This window comes from Paenibacillus sp. LT-B23 (genome assembly GCF_059417685.1).
Genome location: NZ_JBSQBM010000001.1, coordinates 225791 through 245647, shown reverse-complemented (window position 1 = coordinate 245647; position 19857 = coordinate 225791). Strand labels below are relative to the sequence as shown.

Here is a 19857-nt window from a genome sequence, read left to right as displayed (position 1 = left end):
CATATCGTGAACTAAAGGCCGTTAGCCTTGTTTTTCAGTTCATTTAACAACTGCATCGCCTGCAAAGGTGTCATGTTCATGACATCGGCGTTTTTCACCTTGCGTAAAATCTGGCGCACAATCGGATTAACCTCGGCCGTCTCTGGCTGCGGCTTGGCAGGAGCAAGCTCTTGCTCTCCGAAAATGGACAACTGTACGACTCCGGTAGCCGTATGGTTCAGCACACTGGAGTCTTCCACAGCCTGCTGAGTGTCTTCTTTTACAACGGTGGCTTGCTGTGACACAAATGGAGCCTGCAATGCAGCTTCTCTTACAACGTTTTCCCTCGCTGCTGCAACAACCTCGGTGCCTGCCGTTACTTGGGCAGCTGCGTGCTCAAAGCCGTGCAACAGCCCGTTCGCGCGTTCAATGATATTATCCGGCAAACCTGCAAGGCGGGCACAATAAATACCGTAACTGCTACTGGCCGCACCCGGTATGAGCTTGCGCAGGAAATTCACCTTGTCGCCGCTTTCCTGTACTGCCATAGAGTAATTCCGCAGCGAGGACAGGCTTTGCTCCAAATGAGCCAGCTCATGAAAATGCGTAGACACCAGCGCCTTACAGCCGATCGTATCATGCACAAACTCGATGACCGCCTGCGCAATCGCCATCCCTTCACTGGTGGACGTACCGCGTCCCAACTCGTCAATAATGATGAGGCTTCGCGGAGTCGCCTTGTCTGTCATGACCTGAATATCAGCCATTTCCACCATGAACGTACTCTGTCCACCGATCAGATCATCCGCTGCACCAATGCGCGTAAAAATGCGATCCAGCATCGGCACTTTGGCATGTGCAGCCGGAACGAAGCAACCGATCTGCGCCATGATTGCGATAAGCGCGACCTGACGCATATACGTGCTTTTCCCAGCCATATTCGGACCGGTGATCAGCAAAATATGCGCATCTTTTTCTTCCAGTGCCGTACCATTAGCGATAAAGCTGCCATCCTTCATCACGGCTTCCACAACGGGATGCCGCCCCTGCTCCACCACGAAATCATATCCCTTGGTCAGTTCAGGCTTCACGAAGCCACGCTCTGCGCTGACCGATGCCAGTGACTGGTACACATCAATTTCAGCCACCCGCTCTGCCAGCTTTTGCAGACGTGGAATTTCAGTATTTAGTTTACTGCGAAGCTCGGAGAAGAGAGAGTACTCCAGGTCCACCATCTTATCCTCGGCTTCCAAAATCAGAGATTCCTTTTCCTTCAGCTCCGGTGTAATATAACGTTCTGCATTCGCCAGCGTTTGCTTGCGTTCATATCGTCCTTCTGGCAATGAAGCCAGATTGGATTTGGTTACCTCGATATAATAGCCAAATACTTTGTTGTATCCAATTTTGAGCGACCGGATACCAGTCGCTACACGTTCCTTGGCCTCCAGCTCGGCGATCCAGCGCTTGCCGTTCACACTTGCTTCCCGCAGTTCGTCCAGACGCTGATGGTAGCCTTCCTTAATGAGACCCCCGTCCCTTACGGAAATAGGCGGCTCGTTCGTCACGGCTTCCTCAATCAACGCGCACAAGTCTGTACAGCTATCCAGCGTTTGGGCAATTCGGCGCAGTGTCTCCGATTCCGATTCTGCGCATAACTCACGCAAAGCCGGAATCCGGGTCAATGACAGCTTGAGTGCAATCAGGTCGCGTGCATTGGCGCTGCCAAAGGCAATTCGCCCAACCAAGCGCTCCAGATCGTAAATTTCCTTGAGCTGTGCACGCACATCCTCCCGAAAAATAAACTGATGGTACAGCTTGTCTACCGCTTCAAGCCGTTCCTCGATCAGATTACTGCTAAGCAGCGGCTTGTCGATCCAGCGTCGCAGCAACCGCGCTCCCATCGACGTCTCAGTCCGATCCAGCAGCCACAGCAACGAGCCCTTCTTGGAGCGCTCACGAACCGTCTCCACCAGTTCCAGATTACGGCGGGTAAATGGATCAAGAATCATAAAATGGTTCGGCTCATAAGCAGAAATCTGTGTCAATTGGCCTAATGATCTTTTTTGCGTTTCATTCAAATAAGCAATCAAACGCGATACACAATGCCTACGTTCCTCGTTGAGTCTGGCCCACGTTGCTTCACCAAATTGACCACGCACAAGATCATCCTTAGACTTGTCCCAGGCTGTGTATACAACACGACGCCCAACGGGTGACATTCGGGAGGTCACAAAATCGAGCAGATGGCCATCCCCCAGCATTTCTGATGGCTCATAAATATTAATTTCATCCAATAGCCATTCCTTCGAATCCGGTACAGAGGTCACATACAGCTCACCTGTGGACAAATCGCAAGCCGCCAGTGCCAGCATCCCGTCCGTCTCGGTGACACATACCATGTAGTTGTTGGATTTGTCACCCAGCACCTTGCCTTCCATTACCGTACCCGGAGTGACGACACGGACAATATCTCGCCGTACCATCCCCTTCGTAGCCGAGGCATCCTCCATCTGTTCGCAAATGGCAACTTTATAGCCCTTTTCTATAAGGCGCTGTATGTAATTTTCCGCCGAATGATAAGGCACGCCGCACATCGGAATTTTTTCCGTGCCGCCACCCTCACGCCCGGTAAGTGTAATCTCCAGCTCTTTGGATGCAAGAATCGCATCATCAAAAAACATCTCGTAAAAATCCCCCAGGCGGAAAAACAAAAACGCATCCTGCGCCTGATCTTTTATCGATAAATATTGCTCAATCATCGGTGTATATTTGGCCATACCTTTTACTAACCCCCACGCATTGTTCCGTTTTTTTAACTTACATTACCTCTCATTATAGCAAAAATGAAAGTCGATAACATGAAAGCATCCGGTCGCCTCCAGCTGAATTTTACGAAAGTTTCCAAAATGGACGCAGATCCCGCGATTCATCCCACTGCTTGCCCTTGCTGAGGCTATCCAGCAAAGGCCCGATATAAGCTTCATATTGCGGATATACCTCCAGTGAAACGATATCCGGAATAAGAGGCTCCATATACTCCTTAAGTAAAATATGGTTTCCTTCATAAAAGGCTCGGTGAGCCTCCTCCTCACCCAGTGGCCTACGCTGCAAACGCGGATATTGAGACGCAATAAGAAACGCCATTCCAATTACACCTTTTGCGAGCTGTGGCGAAACGAGAAAGCTGGGTAGCGTACGGTATTCAAAACCCCCGTACGGCTGGCGGCGAAAATCGCCCAAATTGCCGTAATGCGGTCTGCGCCGAGCTGCTCGTTTATCTTCTAACAACGCCAAAGGCAGCGCTAAATAATTGTCCAGCGCACGCAACAGTGCCCCGTTCAGCGGAATTCCGCTAAAATGCAGATGCCCTCCCAGCGGAAAACCCGACTGCGGCATCCCGCCCGCTTGCCAAATCAGCGTATGGTCGGCAATGCGCCGGGCTGCCACCGCAAAGGCATGGCGTAAATGTGTCAGCAAAAGGGCAGGATCGCCACTTGGCGTGGGTCGAAGCTCAGCGACCGGGTACAACGTCCGCCCCCGGCGCGTAACCGCATCGCATCCTGCCACGCCAAGGCGGCCCAAATATCGTGAAGCCGGTACGACCCGTCCTTCTGGCATGCGGACCAGCACAAATTCAGGGTCCATCCCGATTAGCAGCTGCTTATCCCCTTGTGCTGCTGGAGGGTCTTGTTCTTCACGAGCTGCGGCTTCATATAGCGTGTCTAGGCGTCTATCATTTAGCCATGGCTGCGCCACGACTTCACGTACCTGACAACTGCGCTCGCCCAGCAGTGTCAGCGCCACTTCACCGCTGTCGAGGCCGAGTGTGTATAAAGTACGTACAGCCAATCGCTCCATTCTGATGGACAGTTGAGAGCTGCTATCCAGCGCAGTCGGATCATAAGCGCGGACTTTGGAGTGTCCTTCAATCGTGCGTCTTCGAATTTCCAGCATTCGCAGTTGATGGATTTGCACTGCATAGCCTACCGCAAAATCTGCTGCGTTGTCGTCAATCCAGCGAACCGATATGCCGGAACGTTCCAGCCTGCGCTGCTTTTCATCATCCGGCATCTGTCTGAAACGTCTAAGCGTCTGTCCCGCCTGCTGCATCATCTTACCCCTCCCTACCAGATTACGGACGACTGGAAAATTTTCCTTCCCTATAACAAGAAAAAGGAGGGCCTTTGCCCCCTGCGCAGTCTCAGCCGACGCAAAGAGTAAAGCGGCCCTCTTTTTGGTTACTTCCGTCAGAGCTCGTCGTCGATGAGGTCGGGGTCGAGCTCCTCATAGTCCCCTTCTTCCGCTCCAAAATCATAGTCCTTGTCAAAATCGTCACTGCTGCCATTCGGGAATACTTCTACAACAATCTTCGTTTCCGCCACCAGCTCCACCGCAAATTCCCGCTCGACCCGGATAATTACACTGCCGCCCCCTGAAGACACACTGGCCTCAACGCAGCTTGGCTCCTGTGTCGCCTCGGCGGATACTTCCACTGTAGACGCCCGGTGTTTCGGATCAAGATACGAGAGCGGCACATTTTCAACATACGACACCGTTTCCTTAGCCACATCGGTCTGCGAGTTTTTATCGTATGAGTACCAGATATTGATATCATACGTCCCCACGACCTCAATGCCGTCTCCAGCCGCCACAGCCTCATACTGGTGGTTAATAATCCACGCCCCCAAAATGCTGGTCGGATTATTAGGCGGAGTTACGGTATGGGTTACGGTAGAGAATTTGCGACCTTTACCGCAGATCGCTTTTGTAATAATCTCTCTACGATTTTTATGACTCAATGCCATTCTTGAACCTCCTCCATACAATCAATCATTCCATACATATGTATGCAGGAAGTAGGCGAATGTTGAGTGAATAGGCGAAAAGGAAAAAATATTATTTGTATAAGCATATGCTCTAACGGCTTGAACTCATGCACGCCAATGTGTTACATGCTGCTCGACAATCCGTAAAAATTCGCTGAGCGCCGGGGATTTCCATTTTTTCGTGTGATAGGCGACCTGGGTAGCCACCTGCTGTTCGCTGTCATCCCAGCTTAAACGCGCCATCTTCCCTTCACGCAATTCATTTTGCACCGTAACCAGCGGAAGCAGCGCAACGCCCAATCCGGCCATGACACATTGCTTGATCGCTTCAATACTCCAAAACTCCAGACTCGGGTCTGCAAAAATACCGTGTCTATTCAAATATTGCTCAAAAAGGATACGATAGGTGCAGCCCGCCTCTGTGTGCAAAATGGTTTCGTCCTTTAAGTCAACAGGCTCCACATTATTATAGGAAACTAATGGATGACCCAGTGGCGCGACCAATGCCATCGGCTCGTGAATGAGTGTAGTGACATGCAGTTCTCTATCCTCCGTCTCCGGCTGAAGCAAAAAGGCCAAATCCAGCTCACCTGAGCGGGTCATATCGCGCAATTCCCAGCATTCTCCCGGTTTAAGCACGATTTTCACCTTTGGATACCGTTCCCTGTACTCACGGATCAGGCTCGGCAGGCGGAAAGCCGCCAGAGACTCTGGCGCTCCGATTTTCAGCGTGCCCGTCAGCACCGTTTCCGAACGTAGCGCATCCTTGGCAAGGGCATGCATCTTGGAAATTTCTTGCGCATAAGGCAGCAAGCGTCGTCCGGCATCTGTCAGCATGATTTTCTTACCTATGCGGTCAAAAAGAGGTGTGCCCAGCTCTGTCTCCAGCGTCTGAATTTGGGCAGTTATACTTGATTGTGCATAGTCTAATATACGCGCCGCCCGGGTAAAGCTGCCTGCCTCAACCACATTTAAAAACGTAAACAAATGCCGTGATTCCATAAATTGCTCCTTCGATCGTTTTTTTCGATGTAAGCCATCGTTATATTCCGTTTTTCCGATAGATTGATTATCTGATAAGCTGAAGGAAATGACAAGAGAAAGAAGGCTTACCTGAATGACAAATGAACATAAACTGCAATCTACCATTGGTCTTCCACAGGCCATTGCGCTATATATCGGGGCGGTGCTGGGTTCGGGGATATTGATTGTGCCCGGTCTTGCCGCCGAAATGGCAGGTCCGGCCTCCCTATTGGCGTGGGGCTTTATGACCCTGCTCATCTTGCCGATGGCTCTGTCCATGGGACTGTTGTCCGCCAAATTCCCGAACGCTGGAGGAGTATCGCATTTTGTTTCGCTGGCTTTTTCGCCGCGTGCAGGCTCTTATATCGGATGGTTTTTTCTGATGTCAGTTCCGATTGGGGCGCCTGTTGCCGCACTCACCGGAGCTGGCTATATGACCGCCGCCATGGGCTGGGGAGAGGGAAGCCGGATGGGATTGGCCGCCGCCATGCTGGCGGTTGGACTGATCATTAACTGGATCGGTATGAAGGTTGCCGGACGTATTCAGATCGCCGTTGTCATTGCTATCGTTGCTGTCCTTATCTTCGCCATTGTCGCAGCGCTGCCACAAATGAAATCGGTACACTTCACACCGTTTGCTCCGCACGGCTGGCTTCCTGTTGGTCAGGCGGCAGCAATTCTGTTCTGGTGCTTCATCGGTTGGGAGGCTGTCTCCCATTTGTCGGAGGAATTCACCAATCCACAACGGGCGGCTGTTAAGGGTGTCACCGTTGCAGCCGTTATCGTCGGCTTGCTTTATTTTCTTACTGCACTGGCTACAGTCGGGACGCAAAGCTACCTTGCAGGCGGATCGGACGCTTCGCTCGTATGGGTGATTAGCCGGGCCATTGGTCCGTGGGGCGCAGTGATAGCCGGCTTGACAGGCATCTTTATATGTACAGCTACGATTATTGCTTATGTGGGTGCTGCTTCACGCGTCGCGTATGCTTTATCCCGGCAAGGCCATGCCTTCCGCTGGATGGGTCTCTTGTCCCGGCGCTTTCATACGCCAATTGGGGGTATCGCGTTTCTTTCCCTTTGTTTTGTCGTCATTATGTTTCTTTACGGTAGCGGTACTGTTTCACTTACCAACCTGATCCAGTTCCCCAATGCCACCTTTATCCTGACCTATCTGGGCGGGTGTGCTGCGGGTATCAAGCTGCTACGAGGTAATCGCTGGGGTGTAGCCATCAGTTGGGTGTCGTTCATCTCGACTGCGGTGGTGTTCCCTTTTGTCGGCTGGGCCATGCTTTATCCTTGCCTGATCACCGTTGCCTTATGGATCGCAGGTCGAATTCGGAACAAACGCCCCCTTCCTGCTCCGCCCGTCATCACTGAACAAGAAAAAGCCACTGTCCATCGTTAGACAGTAGCTTTTTAGTTTGGGCCCTCGACTCTAAGCTTTGACTGGAGTGGGGGCCTTGTCCTTTTTGGCGATTTTCAAATACTGATGTAATTCATGTGTAAGCTGTAACAATGCCGAACGAATTTCGAATTCCTCCCGGGTTGAGGGGAGCTCCATTTTTTTGAATTCCTCACGTACCTGCTCCAGCAACTTCTCCGTCTGTCCCGTATAATGTCCGGCCAGAACGTCATTGCTGAGCTGATCAAATAGCTCGGCCAAAAGTTTGGCCTGCGGCATATGCTGGTACATCTGTGAGATCAACTGCATCATATTTTGAATGGATTCCAGCTGTTCCCTGCGCATATAAAAGTACACATTCCAGCCCTCTTGCGGACGAAGCATCTGATTTTCCAATGAACGCCCTGCCTCGGTCACCCCTCTGGCTATGACGCTGTTTGCCTCTATAACTTCCTTGCCATCCCATATGTATGCCGGACTGCGCAGTGTGTTGGCCATATTTCTGAATATAATGGAAAACGTCCGGTCTACCTCCTGCCGGATTTGCTGCATGGTGTTATCGGAGCGCGGCATGTAGGCCAAATTGACGACCATCGCGGACCCTAATCCGATGACCAGCAGACACAGTTGGGTCAGCAGCACCTGCATATCAATCACACCACCGCTGAAAACGCGGAAAACCACGACCGAACCCGTGACGATTCCTTCCTTAAAGCCAACCCGTACAATAACCGGAAACGCCGTTAAAATATATAATGCCAGTACCCAATCATGGAATCCGAATACAACAAACAAAACACAAGCAAAAAGAAGCCCCACGACGGATGCAAAAAATCTCGCCGAAATGGTACGGAGGCTTCTCTTGCGCGTGACATCCACCCCCAAAATAGCCAAAAGCCCTGCCGAGGTGGCTCCATGAATGCCAAAACCATCCGCAATGAGTACGGCCATTAATGCGGCAATAGCCGTTTTAATCGTACGAAAGCCCATGAAAAAATTCTGTCCTCTCTGGATGAAATCTGTTTTCGTAAATTTTGAATCATTTTCATTTTCATGGTACTTTATTTTCACGTTTTACACAAATGTATAGAAGCTTGGCTCCTATCGCTGAGGACGATCAGACAGCAACAGACGCTCGACATACACGACCGCCTGATACATCAGTGTCGCTACGACCGCAATGATAAGCAGACTGGACATCACCAGCGTAAAATTAAATACCTGAAAGCCGTAGATGATCAAATAGCCCAACCCGTTTTTAGCCACTAGAAATTCACCGACGATCACGCCAACCCAGGCCATGCCGACATTCACCTTCAGTGTAGAGACGATAGCCGGAAAAGATGCAGGCAGAATCACCTTGCTAAACGTATCGCGCCGCGATCCACCAAATGTACGAACAACTTTGATCAGATTCGAATCCACTTCCTGAAAGCTGTTATACACGACTAACGTCGTAATAATGACCGTAATCGAGAGGGTCGTCATTAGAATAGCGGTAAATCCGGCACCGAACATGACGATAAAAATCGGTCCCAGTGCCACCTTGGGCATACTATTAAAGACGACCATGTAGGGGTCCAGTACCTTCGACAAAAACGGTGACCACCAGATCAGCACAGCCAGCAGTGTTCCCAGCAGCGTCCCGAGTAAAAAACCCGCCAGCGTCTCTCCTACCGTGACACCGACATGCCCCCACAGCTCGCCGCTGACCGCATCCTTGCCAATTTGGATAAATATTTTGCTTGGATAGCTAAACAGCAGTACATCAATCCATTTCATCCGACCCGCAATTTCCCACAACACGAATAAAAACACTAAAATAGCTGTCTGTACACCCGTTACCAACCGCCGCTCCGAACGCCTTCTGCGTCGATACTCCTGATACAGCCCTTGAATCCAGTGCTGTCCAAGCCGGTCCGATTCGTCCTTCATCCTTTGATTCACTCCTTTGCTCCCGAAGCCTCCAGTTCACCCCATATTTCATGAAAAAGCTCATTAAAGCCCGGCTGCTCGCGCGCATAAAAAGGCTGAACTTCCCGGATCGAATCCGGAATTTCAAAGGTACGCTGGATGTGGCCCGGATTTCGGCCCAACACAATTATCCGGTCGCTGACCGCAATCGCCTCGGCCAAATCATGTGTGACCAAAATAGCCGTCTTCCCCCGCTCACGCAAGGTTTCGGCAATCAGATCTTCCAGTTGGAGCTTGGTCTGATAATCCAGCGCGGAGAACGGCTCATCGAGCAGCAGCAGCCCAGGATTGGTCGCCAGTGTCCGTACCAGTGCCACACGTTGGCGCATCCCCCCGGATAACTGGGACGGATGCAGATGCTCCTTTCCTCCCAGCCCCATGCCTTCCAGCAGCAGTCGGGTTCGTTCACGCGAGTCCTCATCTACCCGGTTGCCCAGCTCCAGACCCAGCAGCGCATTATCCATGATCGTACGCCACGGAAACAGATAATCCTGCTGCAACATGTAGCCGACCTCCGTACTCGGACCGCTTACAGGTCGGCCTTGCAGCAGCACCTGACCCATCGCCGGGCGCAATAGACCGGCGATCATGGACAGAATTGTCGTCTTTCCGCAGCCGCTCGGACCAACCAGACTGATAAACTCCCCTACCCCTACCGCAAAGTCTATATTCTCAACCGCCAACGACGCCTCACGGTCCGTTACATACACATGCGTCACTTGCTTCAGCTCCACAACCGGGACCGTTGCAGCTGAAGTGAGACTACTCCGTTCTTCGATCATGGCGATCCTCCGGCGTCTACACCTGTATCTGTGACTCCACTTGTTCCCGCTTTTGTAGGCTGATCAGCGTTCCCCGATGAGTCTGTTGCAATCGCCTTCTCTGCAAAGCTCCGATTCACCAGTTGATCCAGCGCAACCGGGCTTTTCAATTCACCCGCCGAAGCCATGACATCCTGCAAATTTTTCCATTCCTTTTTATCAATTATTGGGTTCACAGCATAGGTGCCTTGTTCCTTGTAACGCTTGACACTACTGGTCAGAACCGCCATATCTGTATCCTTGAAATAAGGCGTAATGGCTTCGGCAATTTGCTCTGGTGAATGCGTAGTAATCCACTGTTGTGCCCGGTATACAGCCTTTGTAAATTTTTGCGTGGCCCCACCATTTTCGTTTAGATAGCTTTGTTTAGCCATATATACGGTATAGGGTAGCTCGCCGCTCTCCACACCAATGGAGGCCACTACCCGTCCCCGACCTTCTTTTTCGAAAATAGATGCCTGGGGCTCGAATAACTGCACATAATCCCCCGTACCGGAACCGAAAGCAGAGGCAACATTGGCAAAATCAATATTTTGAATCAGCTTCAAATCCTTGTGTGGATCAATGCCGTGTTTGCGCAGCGCAAATTCCAACGACATTTGTGGCATTCCTCCCTTTCTTTGTCCAAGAAAATTTTGTCCTTTCAGCTCTTCCCAGTCAAAGCTACCCTGCGTTTGCCGGGCAAACAGAAAGGTTCCGTCCGTCTGCGTCAGTTGGGCAAAATTAATGATGGGGTCCTCTGCCCCTTGCTGGTACACATAAATAGATGTTTCCGCACCAATAAGCGCGATATCCGCCTGATTGGACAACAACGCCGTCATCGTCTTGTCGCCACCGGGAATCGTCGCCAGTTGGACATCCAGTCCCTCCTGAGCAAACATCCCCTGCCTCAAGGCTACATACTGTGGCGCATAAAAGACCGTTCGGGCTACTTCGCCCAGTCTTATCTCAATCGTCTGCCCCCCTTTGGGTGCGCACCCGCCGAGAAGCAGCAATCCGAGCAGTGCCGCAGCCGCCACAGCTTTGAAACGAGCGCCGATGTTCATCCCTGTTCCCTCCCCACCTTTTTGCATTATAGACTTCATATATTGTTATGCGGCTGTCTACCCAATGGTTAATCGCACACAAAAACCCCACGTTCGCCCAGGAACGCGGGGTAGATGCACAAATGATGATGTTATAGCTTGTAAATCACAGCTTGTAAATGGAAGTGTATTTTTCTTCCAGATAATCAGCCAGATAATCCGGGTTCAGATCCTCACCTGTAATGGCTACAATCAGCTCGGACGGCGTCCGGCTCTTGCCATAGCGGTAGATCCGTTCGGTCAGCCATTGCTTGATCGGCTCCAGCTCTCCCGCAGCAATCAGCTCATCCAGATTTGGAAGCTCCTTGCGCAGTGTCGCCAAAATTTGTGCTGCATACATATTGCCAAGCGAGTAAGAGGCAAAATAACCAAAATCACCACCGGACCAGTGAACATCCTGTAGAACGCCATGCCCGTCATTCGGCGGAAGAAGTCCCAGATATTCCTTATATTTTGCATTCCATACTTCTGGAAGGCGCTTCACATCCAGTTTTTCGTTAAACAGCATTTTTTCAATCTCATAGCGGATAATGATATGTAAGTTATATGTCAACTCATCCGCTTCAATACGAATCAGTGAATTTTCCACACGGTTAACGGCCAGGTAGAATTGCTCTGCTGTAACCTTCGCAAGACGGTCTGGAAAATGCTTTTGCAGGTCAGCATAATACCGATCCCAAAAAGCACGGCTGCGTCCAATCATATTTTCCCACAAGCGAGACTGGGATTCATGTATCCCCATGGAGGTTCCTTCAGAAAGCAGCGATCCTGCCAGTTCAGGCGCAATATTTTGCTCATACAGCGCATGACCGCCTTCATGCAATGAGCTGAAAATCGCGCTAGTCACATCATCTTGCAAATAATGTGTGGTTATGCGCACATCGCCCGGATTTAATCCTGTCGCAAAAGGATGCACGCTCTCATCCAAACGACCTGCGTCGAAGTCATAACCCATCTGTTTCAAAATGAACAGGCCGAACTTCTCTTGCTGCTTCACATCAAACACACCGTCCAGAAAGCTCTTATCCGGCTGATTGGGTGAAGCCTGAATTTTAGACAACAGCGGCACAAGACGCTTTTTGAGACGATCAAACACAGCATCCAGCTTTTCAACCGTCATCCCCGGCTCATATTGATCCAAAAGCGTGTCGTATTCCGTATCCTTGACTCCCCAATAACCGATAAACTCACGTTTCATCTCTACGATTTTAGACAAATAAGGCTCGAACCCGGCAAAATCGCTGTGTTCCTTCGCATCCTCCCACTTGCTCTCAGCCTGAGCAGCGAGTACGCTGTATTCCCGGTAACGGTCAGCCGGAACGGAACGGTTCAGCTCATAATTTTTGCGGCATTCCTCCACCAATCTGCGATCATTGTCCTCCAATTGCTCCAGTTTGTATTCTGCGGTAAAAAATTGCAGCAATTGTCCCATTTCATCCGAAATAATCAGCTTGAACATCTCAGTGGACAACATACCCAACGTTTCCGAACGAATATCAACGCCCTTGCGCGGAGCACCTGTTCGTAAGTCCCAGTGCATCAAGCCCACGGCCTCGCCATAACTTTTGATTTTGTGTGCTAGTTCTTTTAAAGCTGCCAATTGGTCCAACGTCTGTTGCGCCATAATCGAGGTCACCTCTTTATCTAAAATGGATAAAACTTTATACTTCTTATACTTGATGATACTTATATTAAAAAGTATAATCAACACACAACATTTGCGACCAGCTCCTGAAGGCTTTAAAAAACCGTCAGATAGTACATATTTGTCAAGGGGTAAAGCCTGATTTCTGGCCTGCTAAAACCTGGATTAGGCTTTTTCCATGCTGGTCTGCTGCAAAAAAATAGTTCAACATTAAATAGCATACGGAGGGAACAATCGTGGATCACATCAAAGAGATTTTGGAATACAACCGCGTTTTCGTGGAAAACAAAGAATACGAAGCCTATCGTACAGGCAAGTTCCCCAATAAAAGGATGGTCATCATTACCTGTATGGATACGCGTCTGACTGAACTGCTGCCCAAAGCCATGAATCTGCGCAACGGCGATGTCAAAATTATTAAAAATGCGGGTGCGATTATCTCCCAGCCTTTTGGAAGCGTTATGCGTAGTGTGCTCGTTGCCCTGTATGAGCTGGAAGCGGATGAAGTGCTCGTCATAGGCCATTACGAATGCGGTATGGCCGCGCTGAATGCCGACCACATGGTCAATGAAATGCTGGAGCGCGGGATTTCACAAGAGGTACTAAGCACTCTGGAAAATTCAGGGATTAAACTAAACAAATGGCTGAAAGGTTTTGACAACATTGAGGAAGGGGTTAGAAGTACCGTAAAGCTTATTAAGAATCACCCCTTGCTCCCGCCTAATGCGCCTGTTCACGGTATGGTCATCCATCCGGACACCGGGGAGTTAACGCTGGTTGTTGATGGAAATAAGTAATAAAAATCCCATAATTAACGTTAAAAAGGGTATCTTTAGGTCGTAATATACGACCTGGAGGTACCTCTTTTTTATGAAAATAAGCACATATGAGTGTATGTTGACCGGATCTAATTTTGGCTAACCTGTGAACGGCCTATCTGAAAGTTGTCAAACCATACAGTTTCAGTGTACACTTTTCATGAAGCGGCAGAACACCTGCCGTAGAGCCGCTATAACCGTTACTAAGATGGATGAAGGAGATAAAATCTATGAATTTACTATCGTATGGTCTGTTGGGCCTTCTCGCCAGAGAAGAATCCTCCGGCTATGATCTGATGCTGCGTATCCAGCCTTTTTGGCAGGCCAAGCACAGTCAGATCTATCCACTGCTAGCGCGTATGGAAAGCAAGGAATTGCTTGCTTCCCGCTGGATTCAGCAGTCCGACAAACCTGATAAAAAAATGTATACCATTACAGACAAGGGAATTCATATGCTTCAGCAATGGTCCCAGGAATCACTGGCCGCTCCGGTCACACGGGACGAATTAAGCCTTCGGCTGTTCTGTCTCTGGCTGACGGACAAAAGCAGTGCCAACCGTATGCTGGAGGAACGCAAGCGTCATTTTATTCAGCGAATACGGCACCTTGAGGATATTCTGAACGACATTCCCGACGAAGATCTGCATTTTGGTAGCAAAAACTTCGGCGATTACATTCTCGTGCAAAAAGGGCTTATGAATGCCAAAGCGGGTCTGGAGTGGTGCCAAATGGTACTGCGTATGTTGCTTGCCGGAGATGTAAGAGCGGACACTAATCCATTTTCACTTAAACCATAAGACTGAATGCTTTAGTCCAATCATGCATAGGCTTTATATATCAATAAAATTTGAATTTTTTAATTTTTTTGAAACCCTTTTCTATCCGTTTCGTATTACTGGTAAGTGGCTGTTTGACCTATATCAAACCAACATACCAAGGGGGATTATATTTACATGAAAAAAACATTTACTTTGAAAAATATGATGATGCTGATGATGGCTTTTACCCTGCTGATTGTTATGGTCGCACCATCTACAGCCGACGCGAGGCGAGGCGGCGGATTTAAATCCGGGCAAAAAACGTACCAATCTACACCGAGCAAGGCCACAAACAGCAACGGTGTCAATAAGTCCGATAGCGGCACCAAATCCAGTGCAACTGCGGGTAATACAAGCAGAACGGGTGGATTCCTTGGCGGTGGCGGCGGATTCCTGAAAGGAATGATGCTGGGTGGTTTGGCAGGTATGCTCTTCGGCGGATTGTTTGGCAACATGGGCGCACTGGGAAGCTTGCTTGGCCTTGCGGTCAACGTTCTCGCTATATACGTCCTGATCATGGTCGGAGTAGGTATCTACCGTGCCATTAAAAATCGTCGCAGACCTGATGATTCCCGTGGAGGACGTTACTAAGCTATGATTTTAAGTATGGATGAAATTGTCAACGCCATCTGTCTGCATATGGCTGAACGCAAAGGCGTCCAGCCCACTGATGTGACAGTAGAATTAAGCTGGGAAGAGGATACAGGATACTCGGCAGAAGTCCATGTACAGGGTCGCAGCCAGTATCTGGTGGAAGCCAACATGATCGAGGCTATCCTGAGATACCTGCATTCCGAGTACAATATCCGTGCCTATCGCGAGCAAGTCAGACTGGATCTGGACGAAGAAATCACTGCCATTGTCCAGACTTGATGGAATAACGCATAGGGACATCTAACAGAATATGCAGTGAAACGGAAGAACCGACCTTCGCTTGATGCAAGGGTCGGTTCTTTTTTTTGCGTTCTATAGGACATAGCTAAATGTGTGGAACTGAGAATACCGGAACCTGGGGCGCCCTTTCGAGCAGACCACTGCCGTACATTTCCCGAAATGGCTGCTCCTCCATATGAATGTACCCAATATAACAGCCGCATTCCTTCATCCGGCACGGACGCTTGGCACTTAGTCCTTCAAGGCCATCTCTGTACAAGTGACCCAGCACTCGCCGATCCTGGTAGCAATGTTTTACACGCCCATCACCCTGTACGTAAAATACATCCTCTCCAGCGCGACACGCCAGGCCCTGACTACTATAATCCTGCAAATTCCATTGGAAATAGGGATCTATAGAAGTTAATTCAGCAATCTCGGCATCGGTATAATAATGTGGTCGATCCTTGTAAGCGTTGACCCACAAATAAACATCCTTCGGAAGCTGTGATCGCAAGGAACGAATAGCTGGGAATGCCTGTCTTAACCCGACGGTACCGACACTATAGGAAATACCAAGTTCATATAGCTTCATACCTTGAGATATAAAAGCCTGCTCCTTCGTCTCTCCCGGATGATACGTCGCCCACAGCGCAGCCGTCTTCGGATTCAGTTCCCTGGCCCAATCCAGCTTAGTAGACAGATTCGTCTGTACAGCCACTTTATCCACATGCGCCATATGGGAAAACTCAATCATGGTCTTACGGTACCAGGAATGAATGAGAGCTTCTCCATACGGATTAAAGAATACGGATAGTCGATGCCCCAAAGTTCCCTGCTCCCGTACCCAATCGGCAAAACGCTCCAGTTGCGCCCGATCCTTGTCCAATGTTTCACGACTATCCACGTTTTTGCTGAACGGGCAGTAAGGGCAAGCATAGTTACAAGAAGTCAACGAGCCACGATAATACAGGGTTGCTCTCATGTGCCTACGTAGCCTTCCATGCGCTCCCGTACTGCCGTGGAGATCATCCAATCGCCAATCGCATCGGAATAAGCCATTCCTTCCTCGGTCAGTCGCAGTGTGCCATCCACAACCATCGCCATACCAGATTGCAATAGCAAGGACATTCCTGCAAAATCGTCCGCCAGAGACGCATCGAAGCGCGCCGCATAAGCAGCTAGCTCCAGACCTTCCCGATGGAGAAGCGCCTTAAGAATAAAGCGCCGCTTGCTCTCCTCCACATTTAAAATAAAGCCGTAGTCAGCCAGATCATGACGCTCGGCCGCGACATAATCAGCAATAATGCCACGCGTTGCCGCTGCACTAACACCGTATCGACTAGCATAATGGACATTACGCGTATAAGAACGCGCACCGCAGCCCAGACCGGCCATGCCTTCCTCCTGACAGCTATATGGCAGCAGCTCCTTGCCGGGTGCACCCTCATTTTTGGCAAAACGGCGCATGGAGTACTGCACATATCCCGCCTGTTGGAGTCTTTCACGTGCTACTTCGTACAAGCTCAGACGAATATCATGCTCCAGCCCGGTATAGCCCGGCTTTAAAATCGTATTTTCCCGAATGTATAATGGATAAATAAAAATTTCACCCGGTTCATATGATAACGCCTCTTCCAGAGAATACAGCCAGGTTTCTGCCGTTTGACCAGGGAGACCATAGATCAAATCCACGTTCAACAGCGGAAAATCGTACTCTACCAGCCGCGCAAGCGCTTCGCGTACCAGCTTGGGCTTCTGAGGGCGGTATATGGCCGCACTCTCCGACTCCACAAAGCTCTGGATTCCCATGCTGACACGGTCCGTTCGGCGGCGCTTGAGCACCTCCAGCCGATCTTCGGTTACCGTATCCGGTGACGTTTCCACCGAAATGGAAGCATGTTCCGGGTCTAAGCCCATTATATTCTCCGCAATTTCAAACAATCGTTCAACCAAAGGAGCCTCCAGCAAGCTTGGCGTACCGCCGCCGATCGCAAAGCGTGAAAAAGGCCGACCTCCCATAATTAGTGCCCATTGCCTAGCTTGTCTTTCAAGCGCATCCACATACTCCTTATGCACATCCAGCCGCTTGTCCGGCAAAGTGAACAGATTACAAAACCCACAACGAGCCGCGCAAAACGGAATATGCATATACAAAAAATAGCTCTCCAGCTCCTCCTTCTCCCACAATTCTTGCAGTGAGAGCGGTGTATCAAACGACCGATAGGCCGTTTTATGCGGGTAAGAGTACAAATAGGAGCGGTAGGGAGCTTCACGGATCGTGCGTGCCCATTCAACAGGGTTCTCAGGCCATAAAGACCTTGATGTCGAGTTTGTGTCCAGCCCCGCAGGGGTATTGGCTCCTGCTCCCGTTAGAAGCGATTGATTCAGATTCATGGCTTTCATTTCTGCTCCCTCCTCGCGCTGGATTGATTTCTTTACATTTTACCAGTGCAGTCTATCATTTCTTTTTCCCTACAATACAAATTCGCGATAAGGTACATTCCATACTACCTCATGCGCCAGACGATGCCCTTCGTAGCCGTCTTCCCCATAAGCCGTACCATGATCGGAAAAGGCCATGCAAAACGTCTTTCCCCGTTCTCGTAATGCGTCGAACAAACGTCCAAGCTGCCCATCCACATAACGCAAGGCTGCGCGTTGGGACTCTACCGAATCCTTGGCTGAGCCCTCCAAAAAATAGTGATTAGGGCCATGAATAGCTGACACATTCAGGAACAAAAACAGCCGCTGCGCCGGGTCTGCCTTCTCCAGCAGCTTTAGGGCATGATTCACCTGATGCTCGGTTGAACGGTGATTCGTAACGCCGAAGGTCATACGCCAGTAGCTTTCCTGAAAATACCCCGGCAGCACCTTGGCAAGCTTGTTTTTTTTCGTAAAAAAAATAACACCGCCGATGCAAATAGTCCGGTAGCCCTCACCCGCCAGTCCGGATACAATATCCGGTGCATCAAACAGCCACGTATGCGGATGCGTACGCAGTCCCGTATCTTTAGTATGAAACAGCCGTATGTGAGATGCCTTATCCGTATTAGCCGGTGTAGGCAAGAATCCGCCAAAAAACGCATGATGTGCAGCATAGGTAAAGCTGCCCGGCGTATGGCGTTTTTCCCACGGCCCGGAGCCACACAGGTTCGGACAGTTTTCTTCCTCCAGCTTGGCTACATCGTAACGCAGCGTGTCAAGCGTAATCATGACAATATCATGAGAACCGACAATCTGGTTCATATCGGTCATAATAAGCCATTCCTTTCCAAAGTTGCAGTCCCATTGGCGAGATTCAGCATTTCCCATTCATATGGATTCCACCCCTGATGTTTCACCCGGTATAACAGATCGCCGAAAGGATTTACATCCAGCACGTAGGGACGACCACCATGCGCAGGAACCAGCACATCCAGCCCGGCAACCATAGAGGCCGGAAAAGCGCTCATCGCGGCTTCCGCAGTTTGCCGAACCGATTCTACCGTATCCTGAGGCAACCCGGCGTCCTCCAGCAACAGCCGTTCATTACGCAAATGCAGATTCGTAATTGGGCTTCGGCTTAAACGTAAAACGGCATGACAAGCCTCTGATCCGCAAACAAGCTGGCGTACATCGTAAACACATCCGTTCAGACTCGCTTTAGGTATCCAGCGTTCCACATGCACCCCTTCCGAGCATAGCCAGCCCAGGATAGCATGAATATCCTGCTTGTCCGTATAACGGCGCAAGCGTCCCGCATTGTAATACACACGCTGTCCGTGTGCGATTTCCGTTCCAATGGTGGTTACTGCCAGCTCTGCCCGTGTCCGCGGATGCACCTGATAGGCTATTACACCGGAAGCACCGGACCCGCAAAATATTTTCACAAACAGGCGGTGAATCCCGCTCTCCTTCATCGCCGCGTGCAGATCAGCAACATCACGAAAGGCACCATCTGATGATACAAGCACAGGTGGTATCCTTATACCCGCCTTGTCCAATACGATGCTGCAACGCCGTTTGTCGAACATCACAGCCACTTCCGCCGGGTCATTCATCCAGCGCGAGGAGGGCCATAGCAGGGCCGCTTCATACCGCAACCACGCCAGCAGACGGCAATAGCCCCGGAACCATTGTGCCGGGTGCCAAATACGACCGTGCTGCTCCAGCAGGGCTCGCGCTTCTGCCGAAGATATACTTGTGCCATGTGCTGATTCTGCACACAGAAACAAAGAATCGTCTCCTTCTGCATCCGAGGCACCCAAAGCGATCAATTCACGCTCTACCTCAAAGCTTTCACCCGGTGCATCCAGACGAAGCAGCGGACTAATGTCCGCCCTTCCCGTCTGTAACTGGCGAATGCTCTCTTGCACATAAACACTAGCATTTACGCTGTCTGGCGCAGCCTGTGCAGCTATTCGGGCCAACAACTCCCCCAGACTTTGCTTCTCCCGGATGGCTTCCAGCACATTTTTATAGGAAATCTCAACAGCGGGCGTCAGCTTCAATCTGCTTCGCGCCTCCTGTAGTCCTGTGGTCCGCCGATTCCCCGGATTGCCGAACAAAATAAACGGCTCGCTGATATTGCTGTCTGATATCCCAACCATA

Annotated in this window: 18 protein-coding genes; 5 read left to right on the top strand and 13 right to left on the bottom strand. The window is 50.2% G+C overall.

What is annotated here, in order from left to right; translation table 11 throughout:
• Positions 1-11 precede the first annotated feature (11 nt).
• From mutS to ACWXW9_RS01130, 4 genes are all read right to left on the bottom strand, one after another.
• Entirely contained in the window at positions 12-2756 is a 2745-nt protein-coding gene (gene mutS / locus ACWXW9_RS01145; RefSeq protein ID WP_494927908.1) for a DNA mismatch repair protein MutS, read from the bottom strand.
• A 112-nt stretch (positions 2757-2868) separates the two neighbouring features.
• Positions 2869-4092 (bottom strand): putative amidoligase domain-containing protein, encoded by a 1224-nt coding sequence (locus tag ACWXW9_RS01140; protein WP_494927907.1) that lies wholly within the window; start codon positions 4090-4092, stop codon positions 2869-2871.
• A gap of 134 nt (positions 4093-4226) precedes the next feature.
• The gene (locus tag ACWXW9_RS01135) at positions 4227-4784 is read right to left on the bottom strand and encodes an outer spore coat protein CotE (RefSeq protein ID WP_014281435.1); all 558 of its coding nucleotides are present in this window, start codon (positions 4782-4784) and stop codon (positions 4227-4229) included.
• 126 nt (positions 4785-4910) lie between these two features.
• Positions 4911-5807, bottom strand: a complete 897-nt coding sequence (locus tag ACWXW9_RS01130; RefSeq protein WP_483871880.1) for a LysR family transcriptional regulator — start codon at positions 5805-5807, stop codon at positions 4911-4913.
• A gap of 115 nt (positions 5808-5922) precedes the next feature.
• Between ACWXW9_RS01130 and ACWXW9_RS01125 the strand changes: the two genes are divergently transcribed.
• Complete coding sequence (locus ACWXW9_RS01125) at positions 5923-7233, top strand: amino acid permease (protein ID WP_494927906.1); 1311 nt, start codon at positions 5923-5925, stop codon at positions 7231-7233.
• A gap of 30 nt (positions 7234-7263) precedes the next feature.
• Here ACWXW9_RS01125 and ACWXW9_RS01120 read toward each other — a convergent pair whose 3' ends face one another.
• From ACWXW9_RS01120 to ACWXW9_RS01100, 5 genes are all read right to left on the bottom strand, one after another.
• The gene (locus ACWXW9_RS01120; protein ID WP_149094966.1) at positions 7264-8220 is read right to left on the bottom strand and encodes an aromatic acid exporter family protein; all 957 of its coding nucleotides are present in this window, start codon (positions 8218-8220) and stop codon (positions 7264-7266) included.
• A 111-nt stretch (positions 8221-8331) separates the two neighbouring features.
• The gene (locus ACWXW9_RS01115) at positions 8332-9165 is read right to left on the bottom strand and encodes an ABC transporter permease (RefSeq protein WP_494927905.1); all 834 of its coding nucleotides are present in this window, start codon (positions 9163-9165) and stop codon (positions 8332-8334) included.
• Positions 9166-9173: 8 nt separating this feature from the next.
• Positions 9174-9986 carry an ABC transporter ATP-binding protein gene (locus tag ACWXW9_RS01110; RefSeq protein ID WP_494927904.1) on the bottom strand — a complete coding sequence of 271 codons (813 nt, stop codon included), beginning with the start codon at positions 9984-9986 and terminating at the stop codon, positions 9174-9176.
• Positions 9983-11071, bottom strand: a complete 1089-nt coding sequence (locus tag ACWXW9_RS01105) for an ABC transporter substrate-binding protein (RefSeq protein WP_494927903.1) — start codon at positions 11069-11071, stop codon at positions 9983-9985. Before ACWXW9_RS01105 ends, ACWXW9_RS01110 begins: the two co-directional genes overlap by 4 nt.
• 145 nt (positions 11072-11216) lie before the next feature.
• The gene (locus ACWXW9_RS01100) at positions 11217-12734 is read right to left on the bottom strand and encodes a carboxypeptidase M32 (RefSeq protein ID WP_494927902.1); all 1518 of its coding nucleotides are present in this window, start codon (positions 12732-12734) and stop codon (positions 11217-11219) included.
• A gap of 257 nt (positions 12735-12991) precedes the next feature.
• Between ACWXW9_RS01100 and ACWXW9_RS01095 the strand changes: the two genes are divergently transcribed.
• The 4 genes from ACWXW9_RS01095 to ACWXW9_RS01080 all read left to right on the top strand — a co-directional run bounded on the left by ACWXW9_RS01095 (position 12992) and on the right by ACWXW9_RS01080 (position 15264).
• On the top strand, positions 12992-13552 hold the full coding sequence (locus tag ACWXW9_RS01095; protein ID WP_494927901.1) for a beta-class carbonic anhydrase: 561 nt from the start codon (positions 12992-12994) through the stop codon (positions 13550-13552).
• Between the two features lie 251 nt (positions 13553-13803).
• On the top strand, positions 13804-14370 hold the full coding sequence (locus ACWXW9_RS01090) for a PadR family transcriptional regulator (protein WP_044647777.1): 567 nt from the start codon (positions 13804-13806) through the stop codon (positions 14368-14370).
• Between the two features lie 156 nt (positions 14371-14526).
• Entirely contained in the window at positions 14527-14982 is a 456-nt protein-coding gene (locus tag ACWXW9_RS01085; RefSeq protein WP_044647776.1) for a hypothetical protein, read from the top strand.
• Between the two features lie 3 nt (positions 14983-14985).
• On the top strand, positions 14986-15264 hold the full coding sequence (locus tag ACWXW9_RS01080) for a YxcD family protein (protein WP_134914723.1): 279 nt from the start codon (positions 14986-14988) through the stop codon (positions 15262-15264).
• A 106-nt stretch (positions 15265-15370) separates the two neighbouring features.
• Here the strand turns inward: ACWXW9_RS01080 and ACWXW9_RS01075 are convergent, their stop codons facing one another.
• The 4 genes from ACWXW9_RS01075 to ACWXW9_RS01060 form a co-directional block, all read right to left on the bottom strand.
• Positions 15371-16249, bottom strand: a complete 879-nt coding sequence (locus ACWXW9_RS01075) for an STM4011 family radical SAM protein (protein WP_494927900.1) — start codon at positions 16247-16249, stop codon at positions 15371-15373.
• Positions 16246-17670, bottom strand: coding sequence for an STM4012 family radical SAM protein (locus ACWXW9_RS01070; protein ID WP_494927899.1), 1425 nt, complete (start codon positions 17668-17670; stop codon positions 16246-16248). The genes ACWXW9_RS01075 and ACWXW9_RS01070 overlap by 4 nt, the downstream gene beginning before the upstream one ends.
• A gap of 69 nt (positions 17671-17739) precedes the next feature.
• Complete coding sequence (locus ACWXW9_RS01065; RefSeq protein ID WP_134914720.1) at positions 17740-18522, bottom strand: STM4013/SEN3800 family hydrolase; 783 nt, start codon at positions 18520-18522, stop codon at positions 17740-17742.
• Complete coding sequence (locus ACWXW9_RS01060) at positions 18519-19856, bottom strand: STM4014 family protein (protein ID WP_494927898.1); 1338 nt, start codon at positions 19854-19856, stop codon at positions 18519-18521. The genes ACWXW9_RS01065 and ACWXW9_RS01060 overlap by 4 nt, the downstream gene beginning before the upstream one ends.
• Position 19857 lies beyond the last annotated feature (1 nt).